The 18,423-nt window shown below is 38.4% G+C and carries 13 protein-coding genes, 1 pseudogene and 1 riboswitch; of the genes and pseudogenes, 10 read left to right on the top strand and 4 right to left on the bottom strand.

Annotated elements, in window-relative coordinates; all coding sequences use genetic code 11:
* Positions 1-2 precede the first annotated feature (2 nt).
* The 6 genes from BLQ00_RS01095 to ilvA all read left to right on the top strand — a co-directional run bounded on the left by BLQ00_RS01095 (position 3) and on the right by ilvA (position 8,507).
* Positions 3-1,166 carry a pyridoxal-phosphate-dependent aminotransferase family protein gene (locus BLQ00_RS01095; protein WP_093139524.1) on the top strand — a complete coding sequence of 388 codons (1,164 nt, stop codon included), beginning with the start codon at positions 3-5 and terminating at the stop codon, positions 1,164-1,166.
* Between the two features lie 589 nt (positions 1,167-1,755).
* On the top strand, positions 1,756-3,432 hold the full coding sequence (gene ilvD / locus BLQ00_RS01090) for a dihydroxy-acid dehydratase (protein WP_093139523.1): 1,677 nt from the start codon (positions 1,756-1,758) through the stop codon (positions 3,430-3,432).
* Between the two features lie 9 nt (positions 3,433-3,441).
* Positions 3,442-5,178, top strand: coding sequence for a biosynthetic-type acetolactate synthase large subunit (gene ilvB, locus BLQ00_RS01085; protein ID WP_093139521.1), 1,737 nt, complete (start codon positions 3,442-3,444; stop codon positions 5,176-5,178).
* Between the two features lie 31 nt (positions 5,179-5,209).
* Entirely contained in the window at positions 5,210-5,740 is a 531-nt protein-coding gene (gene ilvN, locus BLQ00_RS01080) for an acetolactate synthase small subunit (RefSeq protein WP_093139520.1), read from the top strand.
* 12 nt (positions 5,741-5,752) lie between these two features.
* Complete coding sequence (ilvC, locus tag BLQ00_RS01075; protein WP_093139518.1) at positions 5,753-7,240, top strand: ketol-acid reductoisomerase; 1,488 nt, start codon at positions 5,753-5,755, stop codon at positions 7,238-7,240.
* 4 nt (positions 7,241-7,244) lie between these two features.
* Positions 7,245-8,507, top strand: coding sequence for a threonine ammonia-lyase IlvA (ilvA, locus tag BLQ00_RS01070; protein ID WP_093139517.1), 1,263 nt, complete (start codon positions 7,245-7,247; stop codon positions 8,505-8,507).
* Positions 8,508-8,617: 110 nt separating this feature from the next.
* Here ilvA and leuB read toward each other — a convergent pair whose 3' ends face one another.
* Genes leuB through BLQ00_RS01050 form a run of 4 tightly spaced genes read right to left on the bottom strand, consistent with a single transcriptional unit; the run spans position 8,618 to position 12,899 of the window.
* Complete coding sequence (gene leuB, locus BLQ00_RS01065) at positions 8,618-9,736, bottom strand: 3-isopropylmalate dehydrogenase (RefSeq protein ID WP_093139515.1); 1,119 nt, start codon at positions 9,734-9,736, stop codon at positions 8,618-8,620.
* 11 nt (positions 9,737-9,747) lie between these two features.
* Entirely contained in the window at positions 9,748-10,338 is a 591-nt protein-coding gene (gene leuD, locus BLQ00_RS01060) for a 3-isopropylmalate dehydratase small subunit (RefSeq protein ID WP_093139514.1), read from the bottom strand.
* Positions 10,338-11,723, bottom strand: a complete 1,386-nt coding sequence (gene leuC, locus BLQ00_RS01055; RefSeq protein ID WP_093139512.1) for a 3-isopropylmalate dehydratase large subunit — start codon at positions 11,721-11,723, stop codon at positions 10,338-10,340. The genes leuD and leuC overlap by 1 nt, the downstream gene beginning before the upstream one ends.
* Complete coding sequence (locus tag BLQ00_RS01050; RefSeq protein ID WP_093139511.1) at positions 11,724-12,899, bottom strand: 2-isopropylmalate synthase; 1,176 nt, start codon at positions 12,897-12,899, stop codon at positions 11,724-11,726.
* A gap of 149 nt (positions 12,900-13,048) precedes the next feature.
* Between BLQ00_RS01050 and BLQ00_RS01045 the strand changes: the two genes are divergently transcribed.
* The 4 genes and pseudogenes from BLQ00_RS01045 to BLQ00_RS17895 form a co-directional block, all read left to right on the top strand.
* Complete coding sequence (locus BLQ00_RS01045; RefSeq protein WP_093139509.1) at positions 13,049-14,593, top strand: hypothetical protein; 1,545 nt, start codon at positions 13,049-13,051, stop codon at positions 14,591-14,593.
* Positions 14,594-14,691: 98 nt separating this feature from the next.
* Positions 14,692-14,809, top strand: a riboswitch (SAM riboswitch).
* Positions 14,810-14,941: 132 nt separating this feature from the next.
* The gene (locus BLQ00_RS01040) at positions 14,942-16,234 is read left to right on the top strand and encodes an O-acetylhomoserine aminocarboxypropyltransferase/cysteine synthase family protein (protein ID WP_093139508.1); all 1,293 of its coding nucleotides are present in this window, start codon (positions 14,942-14,944) and stop codon (positions 16,232-16,234) included.
* A gap of 60 nt (positions 16,235-16,294) precedes the next feature.
* A complete protein-coding gene (locus BLQ00_RS17900) occupies positions 16,295-17,314 on the top strand; it encodes an alpha/beta fold hydrolase (protein WP_093139506.1) in 1,020 nt (339 codons plus the stop codon).
* A 19-nt stretch (positions 17,315-17,333) separates the two neighbouring features.
* Positions 17,334-18,416: pseudogene (locus tag BLQ00_RS17895) on the top strand (homoserine dehydrogenase family protein); the annotation flags it as partial.
* Between the last annotated feature and the right edge of the window lie 7 nt (positions 18,417-18,423).

Here is an 18,423-nt window from a genome sequence, read left to right as displayed (position 1 = left end):
TTATGAAAGGAAGAAAATTATTAATGATCCCAGGTCCCATAGAATTTGAACCAGAAGTAACACGTGCCATGGGTATTGAAACAACAAGTCACGTAGCACCAGATTTTATTGAATCGTTCGGGAACGCATTAGATCTAATGAAAGATGTTTGGAAAGCACCAGCAGGTCAGCCTTTTGTTGTGGCTGGAAGCGGTACACTGGCCATGGACATGGCAGCCGCAAACTTAATTGAAGCTGGCGATCATGCGTTGGTCATTTCTACAGGCTACTTCGGAAAAAGATATCGTGATATTTTATTGCGTTACGGAGCCAAGGTAACGGTTTTATCTGCAGCTATTGGCGATGTCATTTCTCTAGAAGAAATTGAAGAAGAACTCAAACAAAAACAATACAAACTGCTAACGTTTACACATGTAGATACTTCGACAGGTGTTTTAGTAGCGCCAGAGCCTATCGCATTATTAGCTCAAAAATACAAGGTGTTGAGTGTGATGGATGGTGTATGTTCTGTGGCTGGTGAAGCTATTAAGCAAGATGATTGGGGTTTAGATGTTGTGCTTACGGCTTCTCAAAAAGCAGTGGGGGTACCACCAGGGTTGGCGTTGTTAGTTGCTTCGGAAAGAGCACTACAGACATGGAAAAACAGAAAAACATTAGTGCCCAATTATTATGCAGATTGGGGAAATTGGTTGCCAATTATGAAGGCGTATCAAGAAAGAAAACCTTCTTATTTCGGAACACCACCCGTAAATTTGATTCTAGCCCTAGAAACAAGTTTAAAAATAATTACTTCGGAAGGCATCCAGAAACGGATTGCAAAACATATGCGATTGGCAACTGCGTTTCGTTTGGCGGTGGCTTCTATCGGACTAAAAATTCTTCCGAAGAACGAAGACTACGCTGCGAATACCTTAACAGCTGTGTACTATCCTATAGGTGTTCAAGATGCTGAATTTAGAAAAGCGATGTCGGATAGAGACATCATTGTTGCTGGAGGATTATTGCCAGAAATTAAAACCACTTACTTTAGAGTGGGACACATGGGATCGGTTTCAGAAAAAGACCTCGTAGCAACGCTTAGTGCTATAGAATATGCTTTATCGCAAACAGGTTATGCGTTCGAAATTGGAACGACCTTAAAAACATTTCAACAAAAACTTCAGTAAAAAATTTGGATAGCTCGTAATAGTTTCTAATATTTGAAGAACAATGAATACACAAATTATAAATATCATTAGTAGCATCCCTGCAATTATTTTGCAAGGCTGAGGAATGGTATTTACGTAACATATGTAAAAGCCTTCCTTTAAAACGGAAGGCTTTTTTTATACAATAGTTTTATGAAATTAATTAGTAGCATACTTGTCATTATTATCATTATACCTTGGTGTTGATGCAGCTTGCTATATTCTAAAAAAAAGCCTGTATCAATCGCGATACAGGCTTTTTTTATGCATAAATATTGAGTAGTGAACATCATAAACAACATTAGCTAACTATCTGATTGTCAGTAAATAAAAAGAAATGTAATACCAATGGGTTTCCCCTATAAAAAAATGTAGGGATTCTTTAAAAACACAAAAAAATTAATTTTAATCCAATTATAAACTCTATGCAAATCAATCAAAATATTTTAAGCGCTTTGAGAAGCTTTTTTTTAATCACTTCGGAAGCTTTTACAAACGCAATTTTACCGCGTAATTATCAAACAATACGAGTACATCTAGCTACAAATTCTTTTGAATCCTTACATAAATGAAACTTAATAAATACAGTAAAACAGTAACACAAGACGATACGCAACCCGCCGCACAAGCCATGTTGCACGCTATCGGACTCACAAAAGAAGATTTTTTTAAGCCTATTATCGGTATTGCGAGTACGGGCTACGAAGGAAATCCTTGCAATATGCACCTTAACGATTTAGCAAAATTAGTAAAGCAAGGAACAAAACAAGAAGACGTGGTCGGACTTATTTTTAACACCATTGGTGTGAGTGATGGAATTTCTATGGGAACCCCAGGAATGCGCTATTCGTTGCCTTCGCGCGATCTAATTGCCGATTCTATGGAAACGGTTGTGCAAGCCATGAGCTACGATGGGTTAATCACTGTGGTAGGTTGCGACAAAAACATGCCTGGCGCTTTAATGGCAATGATTCGTTTGGATCGTCCGTCCATTTTAGTGTATGGCGGAACCATCGATTCTGGCTGTCATAAAGGTCAGAAGTTGGATGTAGTGTCGGCATTTGAAGCGTGGGGAAGTAAAGTAGCGGGCACCATGACGCAAACCGATTATGAAAGTATTGTAGAAAAAGCATGTCCAGGAGCAGGTGCTTGTGGCGGAATGTACACCGCGAATACCATGGCTTCTGCCATAGAAGGATTAGGAATGGCATTACCTTTTAATGCCTCAAATCCTGCGTTAAGCGATGCCAAACAAGAAGAGTCGGTACGAGCAGGAGCTGCCATCCGAAATTTGCTGGAGAAAGACATAAAACCTTCCGATATTATTACCCGCAAATCGTTAGAAAATGCCATCCGATTGGTCACTATTTTAGGAGGCTCTACCAATGCTGTGCTGCACTTTTTGGCAATCGCCAGAGCCGCAAACATCGATTTTACGTTGCAAGATTTTCAGAAGATAAGCGATACCACTCCTTTTTTAGCCGATTTAAAACCTAGCGGAAAATACCTCATGGAAGACGTTCATGCCGTAGGTGGAATTCCAGCTGTATTAAAATATTTACTTCGGAAAGGATTGTTACACGGTGACTGTTTAACGGTAACAGGAAAAACAATTGCTGAAAACCTCTTAGATGTTCCAGATCTTTCTGAAGGGCAAGATGTGATAAAACCGATAGAGAATCCAATTAAAGTCACAGGGCATTTACGCATGCTCTACGGAAACTTAGCAAAAGAAGGAAGCGTAGCAAAAATCACAGGGAAAGAAGGACTTCTATTTCGAGGAAAAGCAAAAGTGTTTAACGGTGAATATGAAGCTAATGACGGGATTCGAGATGGGAAAGTCGTAAAAGGAGACGTGGTGGTGATTCGCTATGAAGGTCCGAAAGGAGGTCCTGGAATGCCAGAAATGCTAAAGCCAACCGCTGCTATTATTGGTGCAGGCTTAGGAAAAGATGTGGCTTTAATAACTGACGGACGTTTTTCAGGAGGAACACACGGTTTTGTTGTTGGACATATCACTCCCGAAGCTCAAGAAGGAGGCGTCATCGCATTGGTGAATGATGGTGATATTATTACAATTAATGCGGAAACAAACTCCATTGAATTGGAAGTTTCCGAAGAAGAATTACAAAAACGAAAAGAAGAATGGGCCGCGCCAAACCTCAAATTTGAACGCGGTGTTCTTTATAAATATGCAAAAACGGTTTCATCTGCATCAAAAGGATGTGTAACAGACGAATTTTAAACGTATCGTATGGAAATAGTAACAACAGTAAGTAAAAAAGAGAACGCTCCAAAAACCACCGAACGTATTTCGGGAAGTGAGGCAATTGTAAGATGCTTGTTGGCTGAAGGGGTAGATGTCTTGTACGGATATCCTGGAGGCGCCATTATGCCTGTGTATGACGAATTGTATAAGTATCAAGATAAGATTCATCACGTGCTTACGCGACACGAACAAGGTGCCACTCATGCGGCACAAGGCTATGCACGTATTTCAGGAAAAGTAGGCGTTGCCATGGCGACTTCTGGACCAGGAGCTACAAATCTCATCACAGGTATTGCAGATGCACAAATAGATTCTACCCCGATGGTATGTATTACAGGCCAGGTGTCTTCACATTTATTGGGAAGTGATGCTTTTCAGGAAACTGATATTGTTGGGATTTCAACGCCAGTTACGAAATGGAACCATCAAGTAACGAAAGCTTCAGAAATACCTGAAGTAATTGCAAAGGCTTTTTACATCGCTAAGAGTGGTCGTCCAGGGCCTGTTTTAATTGATATTACCAAAGATGCTCAGTTTGAAGAATTCGATTTTGAATACAAAAAATGTACGGCAATCAGAAGTTATAACCCCGTTCCAGACGTAAATGTTACAGCCCTGCAAAAAGCAGCCGATTTAATCAATACGGCTAAAAAACCGATGATTGTGTGGGGACAAGGCGTTATTTTAGGAACTGCCGAAGCGGAGTTAAAAGCAGTGATAGAGAAAGCTGGAATTCCTTCAGCATGGACCATATTGGGAGCTTCTGCAATTCCGACAGCACACCCTTTAAACATTGGAATGGTGGGAATGCATGGTAATTACGCGCCCAATAAGTTAACCAATGAATGTGATGTGTTAATCGCTATCGGAATGCGTTTTGACGACCGTGTTACTGGGAATTTAAAAACATACGCGAAACAAGCCAAAATCATTCACTTTGAAATAGACCCTTCTGAAGTTGATAAAAACGTAAAAACAGATGTGGCGGTTCTTGGAAATGCGAAAGAGAGTTTGCAACAATTATTACCGCTACTTCAAGAAAAAAAATACCCTGAATGGCACCAACAATTTAAAGATCTCTATGCTGTTGAGTTTGAAAAAGTCATTAAAAACGACATTCATCCTACCAAAGAAGGGTTAACTATGGGAGAAGTTCTTAATGAGATTAATATTCAGAGTAAAGGAGATGCTGCTATTATTTCGGATGTGGGACAACATCAAATGATTGCCTGTCGCTATGCAAATTTTACGACGACGAGAAGTAATATTACTTCGGGCGGATTAGGAACAATGGGATTTGCACTTCCGGCTGCTATTGGTGCTAAAATGGCAGCACCCGATAGAGAGGTTGTGATGATTGCAGGCGATGGTGGCTACCAAATGACAATTCAGGAATTAGGAACCATTTTTCAGCAAAAAATACCTGTGAAAATCGTGGTGTTGAACAATGAATTTCTCGGAATGGTACGTCAGTGGCAACAACTATTTTTCGACAAACGCTACGCTTCCACCGAAATGGTAAACCCGGATTTTGTAGCCATTGCCAAAGGTTATTCCATCGAGGCTAAAAAAGTAACAAAGCGCGACGAATTAAAAGAAGCAGTTTCAGAAATGATGGCAAGTAAAGAGGCGTATTTCTTAGAGGTTTGTGTAGAAAAAGAAGACAATGTTTTTCCTATGATTCCAACCGGAGCTTCTGTCTCTGACATACGATTGTGTTAAGGCTGAAACTTTTCAGAAAAAATAAAAAACTATGAGCGAACAAATAAACACATATACAGTTTCAATTTATACGGAAAACAACGTTGGACTTCTCAATAGGATTTCTGCAATTTTTCAGCGTAGAAAAATAAACATCGAAAGTATTAACTCGTCTATTTCTGAAATTGAAGGAGTAACGCGATGGGCTATCGTGGTCGTAATTTCTGATGAAGGCATTCGGAAAATTATTGGTCAGATAGAAAAACAAGTGGAAGTGATTAAAGCTTATTACCACACCGACGATCAGATTATTTATCAGGAGTCGTGTCTCTTTAAAATAAAGAGTGATTTGCTTTTTGAAGACGATCAAATTAAAAACATTATTAGTGCGAATCACGCACGCATTGTGACGGTAGAACGCGATTTTTTTGTTCTGGAGGTGTCTGGTAATAAAAATGAAATAGAAGTCATGTATCGCGAATTAAAACCCTTCGGGATTATGCAATTTGTACGTTCTGGACGTATTGCAGTCACCAAAGAAGAATTAAAAATATCAACATTATTACAAGCTTTTAGCGCTTAAAAAAACAATAAAATGAAAAATTATTTCAACACATTATCACTTAGAGAAAAATTAGAACAATTAGGAACCTGCCGTTTTATGGATGCTTCAGAATTTGAAGAGGGCATCGCGGCTTTAGAAGGGGAAAAAGTAGTTATTATTGGTTGTGGCGCACAAGGATTAAACCAAGGAATGAATATGCGCGATAGTGGTTTGGATGTGTCGTATGCACTTCGAGAGGCAGCGATTTCAGAAAAACGTGCCTCTTATAAAAATGCCGTAGAAAATGGATTTACGGTAGGAACTTATGATGAGTTGTTGCCTTCAGCAGATTTGGTGTGCAATTTAACGCCAGACAAACAACACACCGCTGTGGTTAAAAGTATTGTTCCGTTAATGAAGAAAGGTGCGACCTTATCGTATTCGCACGGATTTAATATAGTGGAAGAAGGCATGCAAGTGCGAGACGATATTACGGTCATCATGGTAGCGCCCAAATGTCCTGGGACGGAAGTAAGAGAAGAATACAAACGTGGTTTTGGAGTACCCACTTTAATTGCAGTGCATCCAAATAACGATCCTGAAAATAAAGGTTGGGCGCAGGCAAAAGCGTATGCGTATGCAACGGGCGGACATCGTGCTGGAGTATTGGCTTCGTCTTTTGTAGCGGAGGTAAAAAGTGATTTAATGGGCGAGCAAACCATTCTTTGTGGAGTGTTGCAAACAGGATCTATTTTGAGCTTTGATAAGATGGTGGAGCAAGGAATTGCACCAGAATATGCTTCAAAATTAATTCAGAATGGATGGGAAACCATTACGGAAGCTTTAAAACACGGAGGAATCACCAATATGATGAATCGTTTGTCTAATTCGGCCAAGCTTCGCGCCTATGAACTTTCCGAAGAATTAAAAGAAATTTTAAAACCTTTATTCGAAAAGCATATGGACGATATTATGAGCGGACGCTTTTCTGAAGGAATGATGCAAGATTGGGCAAATAATGATTCCGATTTGTTGCAATGGCGTGCCGAAACGGGTAAAACAGCTTTTGAGAAATCGACAGCAACGTCCGATCATATTAGTGAACAAACTTATTTTGATCACGGTACGTTACTTGTCGCTTTTGTGAAATCGGGTGTAGAATTGGCGTACGATACGATGGTGGCTTCAGGGATTATAAAAGAGTCGGCTTACTATGAGTCGTTGCACGAATTGCCGTTAATTGCGAATACCATTGCGAGAAAGAAATTGTTTGAAATGAATCGTATTATTTCTGATACTGCGGAATATGGTTGCTATTTGTTCGATCATGCAGCGAAACCATTGCTTGTCGATTTTATGAAAACAATACAACCAACAGATATTGGACGTACATATCCTACCGAACCAATTGATAATGTTCAATTAATACAAGTAAATGAAGCCATTCAAGCACACGAAATTGAAGCGACAGGGAAAACATTACGTTCAGCAATGAAGGCAATGAAAGTGATCACACAGTCCGAACCTGTATTAGCATAAATCTATGGAGGCTACGATCACATATGTTCCAAGATTGCAAGACGTAGAGAAAGCTGCCTCATTGTTAGCGGGAGTTATAACCAAAACGCCCTTGTCTAAAAATGAACGGTATTCTAAGTTGTTTTCTAGTAACGTTTATTTTAAAAGGGAAGACTTACAACCCGTTCGGTCGTATAAAATTAGAGGTGCATATCATAAAATGGTTTCTCTAAGTGCTTCGGAAAGAGCGCAAGGTATTGTTTGTGCAAGTGCTGGAAATCATGCGCAAGGTGTTGCATTGTCGTGTAAATTGCTGAAAATAAACGGAACTATTTATATGCCAGCAACCACTCCGCAGCAAAAAATTGAACAGGTACACATGTTCGGCGAACACTTTGTAGAAGTGATATTGGAAGGCGATACGTTTGACGATTCAAATACACTAGCAATGGCTTCTTGTAAGGAAGACAGTAAAGTGTTTATTCATCCTTTTGATGACGAAAAAGTGATTGAAGGGCAAGCAACCATTGGTTTGGAGTTACTAGCACAAGCCCTAGAACCGTTAGATTATATTTTTCTTCCCGTGGGCGGTGGCGGATTATCGGCTGGTGTAAGTAGTGTATTTAAACAATTGTCTCCTTCTACCAAAATTATTGGGGTAGAACCTGAGGGAGCACCTTCCATGCGAATTTCTATCGAGCGTGGTGAAAATACGACTTTGACATCTATCGAAAAGTTTGTAGATGGCGCCGCAGTGCAACGGGTTGGTGATTTAAATTTTTCAATTTGTAGGGAAACACTCGATGCAGTGATTTCTGTTTCAGAAGGAAAAGTATGTCAAACCATGTTGGATTTGTATAACAAGGATGCAATTATTGTAGAACCTGCCGGAGCCTTGAGCATTGCTGCTTTAGATCTATTTTCCGAAGAAATAAAAGGGAAAAATGTAGTGTGCGTGGTAAGTGGAAGCAATAACGACATTACGCGTACTGCCGAGATAAAAGAACGCGCGCTGTTGTATGCGAAACGGAAGCATTATTTTATTGTGAAGTTTCCGCAGCGGGCTGGAGCGTTACGTCAATTTGTTGCTGAAGTTTTAGGACCAAACGACGACATTACACATTTTGAATACACCAAGAAAACAAATCGTGAAAATGGAGCTGCTGTTGTGGGGTTGGAATTAAAAACGCCTGAAGATTTGAAGCCTTTAGTGGTTCGAATGAAAGCGTATGATTTCTATGGAGATTATTTAAATGACAAACCAGAACTTTTTCAGTTTTTGGTTTAAGAGTTTAAGAGTTTAAGAGTTTTATAGTTAGTAGTTGTTAAGAATAGGAAAACCTATAATTGCTGTGCCAGCATTATAGGTTTTTCCTTTTTAAATTGAATGGTTGCGTGTTATATAATAGTCGATTGTCCTAAGTGAATATTATTTAGGTTCAGGTTTGTTTCTTCTGGATGTAGAATAAAGTCTTCAATAAAATCACCTACACGATTGGTAGATACACCACTATTTTTTGTACTAATATCGGAAGTTGTAATTTCCAATTCTAACGATTTTTCTACGGCTTGTTGAATGCGTCGTGCTTCTTTATGCAAGCCAAAATGTTCTAACAACATGGCTGCACTTAAAATGGAAGCAATCGGATTTGCAATGCCTTTTCCTTTGGCTTGTGGAAACGACCCGTGAATAGGCTCAAACATTCCAACCTTGCCGCCAATAGAAGCAGAGGCTAATAAGCCAATTGAACCTCCAATAACACTTGCTTCGTCACTTAAAATATCGCCAAACATATTTTCGGTTAAAATGACGTCAAATTGTTTCGGGTTTAGAATAAGTTGCATGGCTGCATTGTCTACAAAAAGGAAGTCTAAGGAAACATCTGGATAGTCTTTTGCGATTTCAGTAACTACTTTTCTCCAAAGACGAGAGGTTTCTAGCACATTGGCTTTATCAACCAACGTTACTTTCTTTTTTCGAGATTGAGCGGCTTTAAACGCCAAATGTGCAACGCGTTCAATTTCTTCTTTTGAATATTGACACAAATCGGAAGCGATTGTTTTTTCTTCGTTTAATGATTTCTCGCCAAAGTAAATTCCGCCCGTTAATTCTCGGTAAATACAGATGTCGGTTCCTTTAATGATTGCTTCCTTTAAAGGCGATTTGTCTAACAGCTTTTCGTACGCTTTGATAGGACGAATATTTGCAAACATTCCGAACTCTTTCCGAAGGCGAAGCAATCCTTGTTCTGGTCGAACTTTCGCAGAAGGATCGTTGTCGAATTTAGGATCGCCAATAGCGCCAAATAAAATGGCATTACTTGCTTTACATAATTTTATGGTTTCGTCGGGAAGGGGATTGCCGGTTTCTTCAATGGCAATTGCACCTACAAGTGCTTCTTTAAAGTTGAAAGTATGGTCAAATTCTAAGGCAACAGCTTTTAATACTTTAATGGCTTGTTGAGTAACTTCGGGACCAATTCCGTCCCCAGGTAATACGGCTATATTAAGTTTCATGGAGTGTTATTTTATAGGGTTTGTGCTGCTTCAAAAGCTTCGATTTTATCTTTGTTGCTCAGCAAGTAATCAATATCGTCGTAGCCGTTAATGAGGCACATTTTTTTATATGAATTTATGTCGAAGTCTTCCGTTAAGGCAGTATTTACAACCGAAATGGTTTGTGCTTCGAGATTTATTTCTAGTTCCGTTTTTGGAGAGGATGTTACAAGCTCCATGAGTTCTTTCAGGAATGCTTCTGAAACTTGAACAGGTAAGAGTCCGTTGTTTAGTGAGTTTTCTTTAAAGATATCGGCAAAAAAACTAGAGACAATGACCTTAAAGCCATAGCCTGCTAATGCCCAAGCGGCATGCTCGCGACTCGATCCACAACCAAAATTGTTTCCTGCAATGAGAATGGTTCCATTGTACTTTGGATTGTTCAGAATAAAAGAAGTGTTTACGGTTCCGTCTTTCTGAAACCTCCAGTCTCTAAATAGATTGTCGCCAAATCCTTTGTTGTCTGTTGCTTTTAAGAAGCGGGACGGAATAATTTGATCGGTATCTATATTTTCTATATCCAGCGGAATCGCGGTGCTTGTTAAGCGTGTAAATTTTTCCATTAGTTGAGGTAGTATTTGGTGATATCCGGTATTTTACCTTCAATGGCGGTTGCGGCAGCGATTAACGGACTTGCTAAAATCGTTCGAGCACCTTGTCCTTGTCTGCCTTCAAAATTTCTATTTGAAGTCGATACACAATATTCGTTCTGCGGAATTTTATCATCATTCATTGCCAAACAGGCAGAACATCCAGGTTGTCTTAATTCGAAACCAGCAGCTTCAAAAATGGTTTGCAATCCTTCATCTACAATTTGTGCTTCCACTTGTTTGCTTCCTGGTACGAGCCAAGCCGTAACATTTTCGGCTTTTTGTTTTCCTTTGATAAAATCAGCTGCGATGCGAAAATCTTCAATACGAGAGTTGGTGCAACTTCCTATAAATACGTAATTAATAGGTTTTGCAAGCAAACTTTCGCCGGCTTTAAAGCCCATATAATTTAAAGACTTTTCAAAAGAAGCATCGTCGAGTGTTGGGATTGTTTCTGAAATTTTTATTCCCATTCCGGGATTGGTTCCGTAGGTAATCATCGGCTCTATTTGGTCGGCATCGAAAAAATATTCTTTATCAAATGTAGCGTCTTCGTCTGAAGGAAGTGTTTTCCAATAGGCTACCTTTTTATCAAATTCGGTTCCTTTAGGAGCAAATTCTTTTCCTTTTATGTATTCAAATGTAGTTTCGTCTGGTGCAATCATTCCGCCACGAGCACCCATTTCTATACTCATGTTACAAACGGTCATACGGCCTTCCATGCTCATATTTTCGAAAACAGTTCCCGCATATTCACAAAAATATCCCGTACCTGCATTGGTCCCGATTTTAGAAATAATGTACAAAATCACATCTTTTGGAAGCACTCCTTTTTTTAAGGTGCCATTCACGGTAACGCGTAAACTTTTAGGTTTTGTAAGTAACAGACATTGGCTTGCAAATACTTGCGCTACTTGACTGGTTCCAATACCGAAAGCGATGCTTCCAAAGGCACCATGTGTTGAGGTGTGACTGTCGCCACATACAATGGTAATTCCAGGTTGTGTAAACCCTAATTCGGGTGCAATTACGTGTACAATTCCGTTGTATTTATGTCCGAGTTCGTACAAAGTGATTCCGTTCTTTTCACAATTTTCAGATAGTTTTTGAAGCTGATTTCTAGACAAGAGATCCTTTACAGGTAAATGTTGGTCTTGTGTCGGTGTATTGTGATCTGCTGTGGCAATAATTTGGTTTGGACGAAGCACAGGAATGTTCCGTTCTTCCAATTCTTGAAAGGCTTGCGGACTTGTGACTTCGTGAATTAAATGTTTGTCTATATATAAGATTTGTGGTCCGTTTTCAATTGAATTGACCACGTGCGCATCCCATACTTTATCGAAGAGTGTTTTTTTCATTTAAGCAGATAATATTTCTTTGTAAAGCCCGGAGGATTCAATGATTTGATGAATATCGTTGTCTTTAATGTCTTTATGCCTGTCGGCAAAATTTAAGAAATTAGCATAGACAATATCCAGTTGTAGTTTGGTAAGTTCGTACCCTACTTTTTTAGCTTTATATGCTAAGGCAGCACGGCCACTTCTAGCGGTAAGCACAATAGCAGATTCTGTAACACCCACATCTTTTGGGTCCATGATTTCGTAGGTTTCTCTGTTTTTAATTACCCCATCTTGATGAATTCCAGAACTATGAGCGAAGGCATTGGCGCCAACAATCGCTTTGTTTGGTTGTGGGTACATGCCCATTTGAGAGGATACCAACTGACTTGTTTGGTATAATAATTTGTTTTTGATATTGGTGGTGAAGTTCAAGTACGGATGTTGTTTTAACACCATGACGACTTCTTCTAAGGCAGTGTTTCCAGCACGTTCGCCAATTCCGTTAATAGTACATTCTATTTGTCGAGCTCCGTTGATAACGCCTTCAATCGAATTTGCGGTTGCCAATCCTAAATCGTTATGACAATGACAGGATAAAATCACATTGTGAATTCCGGTAACATTTTCTCTTAGGTATTTAATTTTCGCTCCGTATTCACTAGGCAAACAATACCCCGTAGTATCTGGAATATTTAAAACGGTAGCACCCGCTTTAATGGCAGCTTCACAAACACGTGCTAAATATTCATTTTCGGTTCTTCCTGCATCTTCAGCATAAAACTCTACATCTTCAACAAACGATTTTGCGTAGCGAACGGCTTCTTGTGCTCGAACGATAACTTCTTCAGGAGTCGTCTTAAACTTGTACTTGATATGACTTTCCGAAGTGCCAATGCCTGTGTGTATTCTAGGCTTTTTCGCTTTTACTAATGCTTCCGCAGCAACTTTGATATCATTTTGTACGGCTCTCGTAAGGCCACAAACTGTTGCGTTTTTTACGATTTTAGAGATTTCATATACCGAATTGAAGTCTCCCGGACTTGATACAGGGAAACCCGCTTCAATTATGTCAACACCTAACTCGTCTAACTGCTGAGCAATAATTATTTTCTGTTCAGTGTTTAGTTTACAACCGGGGACCTGCTCTCCATCTCGGAGCGTTGTGTCAAAAATTTGGACATTTGTATCTAACATTAATAAAAATATATTTTCTTATTGTATTACGAATATATACTTTGGAGTATGCTAAGAAGGTCTCTAAAGATTTAGTTTTACGATGTTTAACTAATAAAAATAACACATAAAAATCTGTTTATCAGACGTTTAAATGAAATAAATGCATTATGACTAAGGATCAAAAAGATAATTTATTTGTACTTATTAAGTCGCTAACCAAGTCGGAAAAACGTCAGTTCAAGCTGTATGTGGGACGAATTGGTGTGAATGCAGATTCTAAATTTCTAAATTTATTTAATGTTTTAGACAAACTGAAAACTTATGATGAAGCACAAATATTAAAAACAAAAGTTGTAAAAAAAGCACAGCTTGGAAATGTAAAAGCACATTTGTACCGTCAGATATTGGTGAGTTTAAAATTGAATCCTTCTCATCAAAATATACGCTCTCAGATTCGGGAACAACTCGATTTTGCCTCTATTTTATATCACAAAGGATTGTATAAACAAAGTCTGAAATTGCTTAGTAAGTGGAAAGACATTGCCATTCAGAATGAAGAGAAAAACCTCGCCTACGAGATTGTAGAAATGGAGAAGATTATAGAGTCGCAGTACATCACACGAAGTATCAGTGGGCGTGCAGATGAGCTTACCATACAGGCAAAAGAGTTGAGTGCAGCAAATGTAATTACAAGTAAATTATCGAATTTATCATTACAGTTGTACGGAGTTTTTCTTAAAACGGGATACGTTAAAAACGAAGAAGAAAGTAATTGGGTCACCAACTATTTTAACAAACGAATGCCCAAATATAAAATTGAAGACCTTGGATTTCGAGAAAAACTATGGTTGTACAAGGCACATTTATGGTACAGTTTTTTACTCCAAGATTTTTTAAACTGTTACAAGTATTCTTTAAAATGGGTCGATTTATTTTATCAGTATCCAGGAATGATTTATCTGAATCCTGTATTTTTTCTGAAAGGAAACAACTACTTACTAGAATCACTTTTCTTAAGTAGAAATAGAACAAAATTTCAAGAGAATCTCGAAAAATTTGAAACCATACTGAAGCAGAAAGAATTTCCGAAAGATGATAATGTGGAAGCCCTTACATTTCTTTATTTAAGCACCAATAAAGTGAATATGTATTTTATGGACGGTAGTTTTAATGAGGGTTTAACCGTTATTCCTGAAATTGAAACGAATATTAAAAAGTTTGAAGATCGGATAGATGAACATCACATAATGACCTTGTATTATAAGTTTGCATGTCTTCATTTTGGTTCTGGAAACAACAAAGAATGTATTTTCTATTTGAAAAAAATAATTTCTAATAAGTCCCTTTCCATGCGGGAAGATTTACTTTGTTTTTCACGCGTTTTAAATTTAGTAGCTCATTATGAAGCAGGACAAGATTATCATTTACAATCGTTATTAAAAAGTACGTATAAGTTTTTATTAAAGATGGACGAATTGTACGAAGTGCAAAAAGAAATGATAAAATTTATAAAAGCATTGCAAGATATTTACCCTCACGAAATTAAAAAGGCCTTTGTGAAATTGCACAAAAAATTACAAGAATTTGAAAATGATCCGTATGAGAGCCGTGCATTTTTATATTTAGACATCATTTCTTGGCTAGAAAGTAAAATTACAGATGTTCCTGTTGGACAAGTGGTTAGGCAAAAATATTTGGCCAAATTACCGTAACGAAAAACTAAAATTTTAAAGTTTTATGTAAAATAATTTGGATATTAACTTTTTGTGAACGAATATTTGTGCTCACAAAGTTCAAACTCTTATTGAATCTGTTATCAAGAAAGGCGGAGGGATTAGACCCTATGAAACCTTAGCAACCCTTTACTCGTAAAGAAGGTGCTAAATTCTACTTATTACTGTTTCGTGCAGTTTATAGATAGATAACGAAAAAGAAATTACAGTCTTGTGATTTCTATTTTTTTTCTTAATAACATTTTTCTAGTAAGTACATCAACCAAAACGGTCGATGCATTTTGGCTTTTGTTTTAAATTTTTAATTAATTCAAAAAGTACAGGAAAATGAGTACACACAAAAAAGCAACCCAAGCGTTGCACGCAGGACACGACGTAACCCAAAACGGAGGTACACGAGCAGTCCCAATTTACCAAACATCAAGCTATGTTTTTAACAATAGCGAACACGCAGCTAATTTATTTAGCCTCTCCGAACCTGGGTTTATTTACACCCGATTAAACAATCCAACAAACGATGTTTTAGAACAACGTTTGGCAGCTTTAGAAGGCGGACTTGCAGCAGTAGTAACAGCTTCAGGAACAGCAGCCATCGCAACAACTTTACTTACGCTTTTACGAGCTGGAGATCATATTGTCGCTTCTAGTAGTTTGTACGGTGGAACCTATAATTTGTTAAACGTAACACTCCCAAGATTAGGGATTACCACCACTTTCGTAGATGCTTCAGATGCTCAAAATTTTAGCGATGCTGTGCAAGAAAATACCCGTGCTGTTTTTATCGAATCGTTAGGAAATCCAAAATTGGATGTACTAGATATTGAAGCGATTGCGGCAAGTGCAAAAAGTAACAGGATTCCATTGATTGTTGATAATACAGTCGCTTCTCCAGCCTTGTTAAATCCGATCGCTTACGGGGCAAACATTGTGATTCACTCACTTACAAAATACATAAATGGAAATGGAACTTCTCTTGGGGGTGTCATCATTGATGCGGGAACTTTCGATTGGACCAACGGAAAGTTTCCTGAATTTACAGAACCTTCAGCTGGATACCACGGATTGGTGTATTCCGAAGTGCTAAAAGAAGCCGCTTTTATTGCGAAAGTTCGTATTGAAGGCTTGCGCGATTTTGGTGCTGCCTTAAGTCCGTTTAACGCGTTTCAAATTATTCAAGGACTTGAAACCTTAGAAATCAGAATTAAAAAACATAGTGAAAACGCACTTGAATTGGCAAAATGGTTGCAAAAACGAGACGAAGTTGCATGGGTAAATTATCCTGGATTGCCAGAAAGCGAATATTATAATTTAGCACAAAAATACTTGCCAAACGGGCAAAGTGGTATCGTGACGTTCGGACTTAAAGGCGGTTACGAAGCGGCTAAAAAAGTGCAAGACACCACCAAAATATTCTCACTCTTGGCAAATATCGGAGATACAAAATCCTTAATTATTCATCCTGCAAGCACCACGCATCAACAATTAAACGATGCGCAACAAGAAACTACAGGAGTGTCAAAAGATTTAATTAGACTGTCGGTTGGGTTGGAGAACATCCAAGACCTTACGCAAGATCTTGAAGCTGCCTTTTCACATATTGGCACTACAGTTTTAAGTTAACATGTTGTTTTGTAGAGGCGGCAGTTACCTCGTACGGAGTGTCGCTTTATAATAAATCTTATGAATTTACACACGGTACATATTACGCATACAACGCAAAATTTAGGTTTTAGCGGTACGCTTCCGTTGAGTTATCAACTTTTTGGTCCGCCATTGGGCACTGCGCCTGTGGTGGTGGTAAATCACGCGCTTACTGGAAATAGCACGGTTGCAGGGGATGCGGGTTGGTGGAATGCGATTGTTGGCTTCGGAAAGTGTATCGATACCGAAATAGTTACGGTTTTGGCATTTAACATACCGGGAAATGGATATGACGGTTTTGTTCTCGATTCGGCTGAAGCTTTTACAGTACACGACATTGCGACTATTTTTCTGAAGGGAATTGCACAATTAGAACTGAAAAAAATACATACCGTTATTGGAGGTTCTTTGGGCGGAAGCATTGCTTGGCAAATGGCCGTGTTGGCGCCAGATTTATTTGAAAATCTAATTCCAATAGCAACCGACTGGAAAGCTTCCGATTGGTTGTTGGCTAATTGTAGTATTCAAAAACAGATTTTAGAACATTCAGAAAAACCATTGCACATTGCCCGAATGCACGCGGTAACTATGTACCGATCACCACAATCTTTTCAGCAAAAATTCAACAGAACGATTAACGAAGAGAAACAAATATATAACGTAGAAAGTTGGTTGCATTACCACGGCGAAAAATTGGAAGAACGATTTCAATTGCAGGCTTATAAATTAATGAATCACTTGTTAATGACCATTAATATTGCAAAAGACAGCGGTAACTTTTTAGCTTCCGTAGAAAAAATTAAAGCTAATGTGGTGCTTATTGGGGTCGATTCAGATTTGTTTTTTATGAATTCTGAAATTGAAGAAACCTATTTGGCTTATAAAACGATTAAAGAAAATGTGAGCTATCACACCATAGAATCGAGTCATGGGCACGATGCTTTTTTAATTGAATACGAACAATTACAAACGCTGTTAGCGCCCACTTTTCAGCAAAATAATAAAAGAAAACAACATGTTAGAAACGCAAACACAAATAACTCCATCACCCTTGATTGATTTAGAAAGTATTCAGAAAAAGACAATCAACGTAGCGGTTTTTGGACACGGAAATGTTGGTTCGCTCTTAATAAACCAGATTGTAGCATCGCAAAAAGAAATTTCCAGACGTCGGGACATAGAAATCTCAATATTCGCCATCGGAAACTCTAAAAGTGTGCTACTGCAAGAAAAAGGTATCGATGCGCAATGGGAGCAAACAAAAACTTCGGAAGGAATTCCTTATTCGGTGGAAGACGTGATTCAATTCGCCCATAATAACAGCCTTGAAAACTGTATTGCGATCGATAACACGGCAAATGCCGATTTCGTAGCTAACTATCCGTTGTTGATTTCGGGCGGTTTCAATTTAGTTTCGTCCAATAAAATAGCGAACACATTAGGGCTCGATTTTTACAATGGATTGCGAAATAAACTGACGCTTCATAAAAAAGAATACTTGTACGAAACCAATGTTGGTGCAGGATTACCGTTAATAGATACAATTAAATTATTACACCTTTCAGGTGAAAATATTACACGAATTAAAGGTGTGTTTTCCGGTTCGCTAAGCTATTTGTTTAATGCCTTTTCAGAAAAAGAAGAATTATTTAGCAGCGTACTTCATAAAGCAATCGAAAAGGGATTTACAGAACCCGATCCGCGGGAAGATTTGTGCGGAAACGATGTGGGAAGAAAATTGCTGATACTGGCGCGCGAGCTGGATTTACACAATGAATTTGAAGATGTTACCATTCAGAATTTAATTCCGAAACAGCTTCGAAATGTTTCAAAAGAAGAATTCTTAAAAAGTCTCACCGATTTTGATGTTCCGTATCACATAAAAAGAGCCAATCAGTCGGAAGATCACGTGTTGCGATATGTGGGCGATTTACATGGCGATTTGTCAAAAAATGATGGTGCAATTCTCGATGTAAAGTTGGTTTCGGTTCCTAAAAATAGTATGTTGGGACAACTTAAAGGGAGTGACTCTTTATTTGAAATCTATACCGAAAGTTATGGCGAAAACCCAATCATTATTCAAGGCGCAGGAGCGGGAGCAACTGTCACTGCCCGAGGTGTTTTTGGAGATATTTTACGTCTTAGCGATCGAGTAAATTAAAACAAAA

This window comes from Ulvibacter litoralis (genome assembly GCF_900102055.1).
Classification (GTDB): domain Bacteria; phylum Bacteroidota; class Bacteroidia; order Flavobacteriales; family Flavobacteriaceae; genus Ulvibacter; species Ulvibacter litoralis.
The sequence above is the reverse complement of the archived record's forward strand: the minus strand, read 5'-3'. Positions and strand labels throughout refer to the sequence as shown.

Coding starts and splice junctions, on each gene's coding strand:
- BLQ00_RS01095 (WP_093139524.1), top strand. CDS start 3: ATGAAAGGAAGAAAATTATTAATGATCCCAGGTCCCATAGAATTTGAA.
- ilvD (WP_093139523.1), top strand. CDS start 1,756: ATGAAACTTAATAAATACAGTAAAACAGTAACACAAGACGATACGCAA.
- ilvB (WP_093139521.1), top strand. CDS start 3,442: ATGGAAATAGTAACAACAGTAAGTAAAAAAGAGAACGCTCCAAAAACC.
- ilvN (WP_093139520.1), top strand. CDS start 5,210: ATGAGCGAACAAATAAACACATATACAGTTTCAATTTATACGGAAAAC.
- ilvC (WP_093139518.1), top strand. CDS start 5,753: ATGAAAAATTATTTCAACACATTATCACTTAGAGAAAAATTAGAACAA.
- ilvA (WP_093139517.1), top strand. CDS start 7,245: ATGGAGGCTACGATCACATATGTTCCAAGATTGCAAGACGTAGAGAAA.
- leuB (WP_093139515.1), bottom strand. CDS start 9,736: ATGAAACTTAATATAGCCGTATTACCTGGGGACGGAATTGGTCCCGAA.
- leuD (WP_093139514.1), bottom strand. CDS start 10,338: ATGGAAAAATTTACACGCTTAACAAGCACCGCGATTCCGCTGGATATA.
- leuC (WP_093139512.1), bottom strand. CDS start 11,723: ATGAAAAAAACACTCTTCGATAAAGTATGGGATGCGCACGTGGTCAAT.
- BLQ00_RS01050 (WP_093139511.1), bottom strand. CDS start 12,899: ATGTTAGATACAAATGTCCAAATTTTTGACACAACGCTCCGAGATGGA.
- BLQ00_RS01045 (WP_093139509.1), top strand. CDS start 13,049: ATGACTAAGGATCAAAAAGATAATTTATTTGTACTTATTAAGTCGCTA.
- BLQ00_RS01040 (WP_093139508.1), top strand. CDS start 14,942: ATGAGTACACACAAAAAAGCAACCCAAGCGTTGCACGCAGGACACGAC.
- BLQ00_RS17900 (WP_093139506.1), top strand. CDS start 16,295: ATGAATTTACACACGGTACATATTACGCATACAACGCAAAATTTAGGT.